This window comes from Ralstonia sp. ASV6, assembly GCF_016429285.1.
GTDB lineage: Bacteria > Pseudomonadota > Gammaproteobacteria > Burkholderiales > Burkholderiaceae > Ralstonia > Ralstonia flaminis.
The window spans coordinates 1-5,560 of sequence record NZ_JAELUI010000227.1 but is presented as its reverse complement, the minus strand read 5'-3'; the positions used below and the strand labels follow the sequence as shown (position 1 = coordinate 5,560).

The 5,560-nt window shown below is 59.6% G+C and carries 12 protein-coding genes; all 12 read left to right on the top strand.

Annotation, left to right across the window (positions count from 1 at the left end):
* The first annotated feature begins 12 nt into the window (after positions 1-12).
* A complete protein-coding gene (gene rplD, locus JHD73_RS26230) occupies positions 13-633 on the top strand; it encodes a 50S ribosomal protein L4 (RefSeq protein ID WP_021197584.1) in 621 nt (206 codons plus the stop codon).
* Complete coding sequence (gene rplW, locus JHD73_RS26225) at positions 630-944, top strand: 50S ribosomal protein L23 (protein ID WP_021197583.1); 315 nt, start codon at positions 630-632, stop codon at positions 942-944. Before rplD ends, rplW begins: the two co-directional genes overlap by 4 nt.
* A 2-nt stretch (positions 945-946) precedes the next feature.
* The gene (gene rplB, locus JHD73_RS26220) at positions 947-1,777 is read left to right on the top strand and encodes a 50S ribosomal protein L2 (protein WP_199033080.1); all 831 of its coding nucleotides are present in this window, start codon (positions 947-949) and stop codon (positions 1,775-1,777) included.
* 21 nt (positions 1,778-1,798) lie between these two features.
* Positions 1,799-2,074: a 30S ribosomal protein S19 gene (gene rpsS / locus JHD73_RS26215; protein ID WP_004634478.1), complete on the top strand. Its 276-nt coding sequence runs from the start codon at positions 1,799-1,801 to the stop codon at positions 2,072-2,074.
* Positions 2,075-2,083: 9 nt separating this feature from the next.
* Entirely contained in the window at positions 2,084-2,413 is a 330-nt protein-coding gene (gene rplV / locus JHD73_RS26210; protein WP_003264117.1) for a 50S ribosomal protein L22, read from the top strand.
* 9 nt (positions 2,414-2,422) lie between these two features.
* The gene (gene rpsC / locus JHD73_RS26205; protein WP_199033079.1) at positions 2,423-3,223 is read left to right on the top strand and encodes a 30S ribosomal protein S3; all 801 of its coding nucleotides are present in this window, start codon (positions 2,423-2,425) and stop codon (positions 3,221-3,223) included.
* 2 nt (positions 3,224-3,225) lie between these two features.
* Positions 3,226-3,642, top strand: coding sequence for a 50S ribosomal protein L16 (rplP, locus tag JHD73_RS26200; protein ID WP_003264123.1), 417 nt, complete (start codon positions 3,226-3,228; stop codon positions 3,640-3,642).
* Positions 3,643-3,654: 12 nt separating this feature from the next.
* Entirely contained in the window at positions 3,655-3,849 is a 195-nt protein-coding gene (rpmC, locus tag JHD73_RS26195) for a 50S ribosomal protein L29 (RefSeq protein ID WP_004634481.1), read from the top strand.
* On the top strand, positions 3,846-4,115 hold the full coding sequence (gene rpsQ, locus JHD73_RS26190; protein ID WP_021197579.1) for a 30S ribosomal protein S17: 270 nt from the start codon (positions 3,846-3,848) through the stop codon (positions 4,113-4,115). Before rpmC ends, rpsQ begins: the two co-directional genes overlap by 4 nt.
* A 268-nt stretch (positions 4,116-4,383) precedes the next feature.
* Positions 4,384-4,752 carry a 50S ribosomal protein L14 gene (rplN, locus tag JHD73_RS26185; RefSeq protein ID WP_003264129.1) on the top strand — a complete coding sequence of 123 codons (369 nt, stop codon included), beginning with the start codon at positions 4,384-4,386 and terminating at the stop codon, positions 4,750-4,752.
* A gap of 11 nt (positions 4,753-4,763) precedes the next feature.
* Positions 4,764-5,072, top strand: coding sequence for a 50S ribosomal protein L24 (rplX, locus tag JHD73_RS26180; RefSeq protein WP_199033078.1), 309 nt, complete (start codon positions 4,764-4,766; stop codon positions 5,070-5,072).
* A 26-nt stretch (positions 5,073-5,098) separates the two neighbouring features.
* Positions 5,099-5,560 (top strand): 50S ribosomal protein L5 (gene rplE, locus JHD73_RS26175; protein WP_199033077.1); only part of this gene is annotated, 462 nt, incomplete at its 3' end.

The window sequence follows — 5,560 nt, the reverse complement described above, 5'->3', positions numbered from 1 at the left end:
AGGAGCAAACGCATGGAACTGAAGCTGCTCCAGGACAACGGTCAACTCGGCGCTGGCGTTGCTGCCTCGCCGGAAGTGTTCGGTCGTGACTATAACGAAGCCCTCGTTCACCAGATCGTCGTCGCTTACCAGGCCAACGCTCGCAGCGGTAACCGTAAGCAGAAGGATCGTGAAGAGGTCAAGCACACGACCAAGAAGCCGTGGCGCCAAAAGGGTACGGGCCGCGCTCGTGCAGGTATGAGCTCCTCCCCGCTGTGGCGTGGGGGTGGTCGTATCTTCCCGAATAGCCCGGAAGAAAACTTCTCGCAGAAGGTCAACAAGAAGATGTACCGCGCCGGCATGCGCTCGATTTATTCGCAGCTTGCCCGTGAAGGTCGCATCAACGTCGTTGACAGCCTGTCCGTCGAAGCGCCCAAGACCAAGCTGCTGGCCGACAAGCTCGGCGCCATGGGCCTGGATTCGGTGCTCGTGATTACCGATAACCTGGACGAAAACCTCTTCCTGGCATCGCGCAACCTGGCGCACGTGCTCGTGGTTGAGCCGCGTCACGCTGACCCCCTGTCGCTCGTGCACTACAAGAAGGTGCTCGTGACGAAGGGTGCCGTCGCGCAGATCGAGGAGTTGCTGAAATGACGCAAGTTGCCAAGAACGACCATCGCCTGATGCAGGTGCTGCTGGCGCCCGTGGTGTCTGAAAAGGCAACGCTGGTGGCCGAGAAGAACGAACAGGTCGTGTTCGAAGTGGCTCCCGACGCCAACAAGATCGAGGTGAAGGCTGCCGTTGAACTGCTGTTCAAGGTGGAAGTCGCTGCCGTCCAGATCCTGAACCGCAAGGGCAAGCAAAAGCGCTTCGGTCGCTTCATGGGTCGTCGTAACCACGTGAAGATGGCCTATGTCTCGCTCAAGCCGGGCCAGGAAATCAATTTTGAAGCGGAGGCCAAGTAATCATGGCACTCGTTAAGACCAAGCCGACATCGCCGGGCCGCCGCTCGATGGTGAAGGTCGTCAACCCCGACCTTCACAAGGGTGCGCCGCACGCTCCGCTGCTGGAAAAGCAATTCCAGAAGTCGGGTCGTAACAACAACGGCCACATCACCACGCGCCATAAGGGCGGTGGTCACAAGCATCACTATCGCGTCGTCGACTTCAAGCGTAACGATAAGGACGGTATCCCGGCCAAGATCGAACGCCTGGAATACGACCCGAACCGTAGCGCCAACATCGCGCTCGTGCTGTTCGCTGATGGCGAGCGCCGCTACATCATCGCCCCGAAGGGCGCTGTGGTTGGCCAAGCTATCGCCAACGGCTCGGAAGCGCCGATCAAGGCCGGTAACAACCTGCCGATCCGCAACATTCCGGTCGGTACGACGATCCACTGCGTGGAAATCCTGCCGGGCAAGGGTGCTCAAGTTGCCCGTTCGGCTGGTACGTCCGCCGTGCTGCTGGCTCGCGAAGGCATCTACGCTCAAGTGCGTCTGCGCTCGGGTGAAGTGCGCCGCGTGCACATCGAGTGCCGCGCGACCATCGGTGAAGTCGGCAACGAAGAGCACAGCCTGCGCCAGATCGGCAAGGCCGGTGCAACACGTTGGCGCGGTATTCGCCCGACCGTTCGCGGTGTGGTGATGAACCCGGTCGATCACCCGCATGGTGGTGGTGAAGGTAAGACTGCTGCTGGCCGTGATCCGGTGTCCCCGTGGGGTACGCCGACCAAGGGCTACCGCACCCGTCGTAACAAGCGCACGGACAGCATGATCGTTCAGCGCCGTCACAAGCGTTAATCGGTAGGTAGGAGCTTAGATATGACTCGTTCCGTAAAAAAGGGTCCTTTCATTGACGCCCACCTGCTGAAAAAGGTTGAGGCGGCAGTGCAAACGAAGGACAAGAAGCCCATTAAGACCTGGTCGCGTCGTTCGACCATTCTGCCGGACTTCATCGGCTTGACGATCGCCGTTCACAACGGCCGTCAGCACGTGCCCGTGTATGTCACGGAAAACATGGTTGGCCACAAGCTCGGTGAATTTGCGCTCACGCGTACGTTCAAGGGCCACGCTGCCGACAAGAAAGCGAAGCGATAAGGGGCAATCATGGAAGTTAAAGCGATTCATCGCGGCGCCCGTATCTCCGCACAGAAGACGCGTCTGGTTGCTGACCAGATCCGTGGTCTGCCGATCGAGCGCGCGCTCAACGTTCTGACGTTCAGCCCGAAGAAGGCGGCTGGCATTGTGAAGAAGGTGGTTGAATCCGCCATCGCGAACGCGGAGCACAACGAAGGCGCCGATATCGACGAGCTGAAGGTCAAGTCGATCTACATCGACAAGGCAACGTCGCTCAAGCGCTTCACCGCGCGTGCGAAGGGCCGTGGCAACCGCATCGAGAAACAAACCTGTCACATCACTGTGACGCTGGGCAACTAAGGGGTCACGATGGGACAGAAGATTCATCCGACTGGCTTCCGTCTGGCTGTCAGCCGTAACTGGGCTTCGCGTTGGTACGCGAACAACACCCAGTTTGCGGGCATGCTCAAGGAAGACATCGAAGTTCGCGAGTTTCTGAAGAAGAAGCTGAAGAACGCTTCGGTGGGCCGAGTGGTCATCGAGCGTCCGGCCAAGAATGCACGTATCACCATTTACAGCTCGCGTCCGGGCGTGGTGATCGGCAAGAAGGGCGAGGACATCGAACTGCTGAAGGCTGAACTGCAGCGTCGCATGGGCGTGCCCGTGCACGTGAACATCGAAGAAATCCGCAAGCCGGAAGTCGATGCACAGCTGATCGCCGATTCGATCACGCAGCAGCTCGAGCGCCGCATCATGTTCCGCCGCGCCATGAAGCGTGCGATGCAGAACGCAATGCGTCTGGGTGCCCAGGGCATCAAGATCATGAGCTCGGGCCGTCTGAATGGCATCGAAATCGCCCGTACCGAGTGGTACCGCGAAGGCCGTGTGCCCCTGCACACGCTGCGCGCTGATATCGATTACGGCTTCTCCGAAGCGGAAACCACCTACGGCATCATCGGTGTCAAGGTGTGGGTGTACAAGGGCGACCACCTGGGTCGCAACGATGCGCCCGTCGTGGAAGAGCCGAAGGAAGACGAGCGCCGCCGCCGTCCGGGTCGCCCGGAAGGTCGCCGCCGTGAGGGCGAAGGTCGCCCGTCCGGTCAGCGCCGCGGTGCTGGTGCAGGTGCTCCCCGCCGTAGCGGTGGCGCCGACGCCAAGACTGGAGAATAAACATGCTGCAACCTAAGCGCAGGAAGTACCGCAAGGAGCAGAAGGGCCGTAACACCGGTATCGCCACGCGCGGTAACGCGGTTTCGTTCGGCGAATTCGGCCTGAAGGCGATGGGCCGTGGCCGTCTGACCGCCCGTCAGATCGAGTCCGCCCGTCGTGCGATGACCCGTCACATCAAGCGTGGCGGCCGTATCTGGATCCGGATTTTCCCGGACAAGCCGATCTCGAAGAAGCCTGCCGAAGTCCGTATGGGTAACGGTAAGGGCAACCCGGAATACTACGTGGCTGAAATTCAGCCGGGCAAGATGCTGTACGAAATGGACGGCGTCGGCGAAGAACTGGCACGCGAGGCTTTCCGCCTGGCTGCTGCCAAGCTGCCGATCGCGACCAGCTTCGTGGTGCGTCAGGTCGGAACGTAAGGAGCACACACCATGAAAGCATCCGAACTGCGCGACAAAGATGTCGCAGGGCTGAACCAGGAGCTCTCCGAGCTGCTGAAGGCTCAATTTGGCCTGCGCATGCAAAAGGCGACGCAACAGCTGCAGAACACCAGCCAGCTGAAGAAGGTGCGTCGTGACATCGCGCGTGTCCGCACCGTGCTGGGCCAGAAGGGGAACCAGAAATGACTGAAGCAGCAACGTCCCTGAAGCGCACGCTCGTCGGTCGCGTTGTCAGCAACAAGATGGACAAGACCGTGACGGTCCTGGTCGAAAACCGCGTCAAGCATCCGCTGTACGGCAAGTACGTAGTGCGCTCGAAGAAGTACCATGCGCATGACGAAGCCAACCAGTACAACGAAGGCGACAAGGTTGAGATCACGGAATCGCGTCCGATCTCGCGCACCAAGTCGTGGGTGGTGTCGCGCCTGCTTGAAGCTGCACGCGTGATCTAAAACAACAGCTGAGTAGTTTGCTGTTGCAAGACCGAGATTATGTGATATAGTCTCGGTCTTTCCCTTTGAGAGGGTTGCTGCCGGTTCGGTTGGTGGCTCGGGCAAAGAGAAGAATGAATGGGTCTGGTGGCACTCGCTGCCAGGCAGCTACCGACTTCAAGTTGATCAACCCAATCGCGGTTGGCGCAATGCCAGCAGCCGGCGGGACCAAGACTGATCGCCTCTGTGCATTGTGCGTAAGGGCGAATTAAGTTGGGACGAGAACACCATGATTCAGACAGAAAGCCGGCTCGAAGTGGCCGATAACACGGGTGCGCGTGAAGTCATGTGCATCAAGGTGCTGGGCGGTTCGAAGCGCCGCTACGCCAGCGTCGGCGACATCATCAAGGTCAGCGTCAAGGATGCTGCTCCGCGTGGTCGCGTGAAGAAGGGCGATATCTACAATGCCGTGGTGGTGCGTACCGCCAAGGGCGTGCGCCGTCCTGACGGCTCGCTCATCAAGTTCGACGGCAATGCCGCCGTGCTGCTGAACACCAAGCTTGAGCCGATCGGCACCCGTATCTTCGGGCCGGTCACTCGCGAACTCCGTACCGAGCGCTTCATGAAGATCGTGTCGCTCGCGCCGGAAGTGCTGTAATCGGAGGCCGCATGAACAAGATTCGCAAGGGCGATCGCGTCATCGTTCGCACCGGTAAGGACAAGGGTAAGCAGGGTACCGTGCTGTCGGTGCTCGCTGAGCACGTGACGGTGGAAGGCGTGAACGTCGCCAAGAAGCACGTGCGTCCGAACCCGATGCTGGGTACCACGGGTGGTGTGGTCGACAAGATCATGCCCATCCATATTTCGAACGTTGCGCTCGTGGATGCCAATGGCAAGCCGTCGCGCGTCGGCATCAAGGTTGAAGGCGGCGTGAAAACGCGTGTTCTGAAGACCACCGGTGCTGCCGTCGGTGCTTGATTCTGGGCGATAGAGAGGAGTTGAGCATGACTGCACGTCTGCAAGAGTTTTACAAAGAGAAGGTTGTGCCCGAGCTGATCAAGCAGTTCGGTTACAAGTCCGTGATGGAAGTGCCGCGCATCACCAAGATCACCCTGAACATGGGTCTTGGCGAGGCCATCAATGACAAGAAAGTCATCGAGCACGCCACGGGCGACCTGATCAAGATCGCTGGCCAGAAGCCCATCGTGACGAAGGCCCGTAAGGCTATCGCCGGCTTCAAGATTCGCCAGGGTTACCCGATCGGCACGATGGTCACGCTGCGTGGCCAACGCATGTACGAATTCCTGGACCGCTTCATTACGGTGTCGCTGCCGCGCGTGCGTGACTTCCGCGGTGTGTCGGGTAAGGCGTTCGACGGTCGTGGCAACTACAACATCGGTGTGAAAGAGCAGATCATTTTCCCCGAAATCGAGTACGACAAGATCGACGCACTCCGTGGTCTGAAC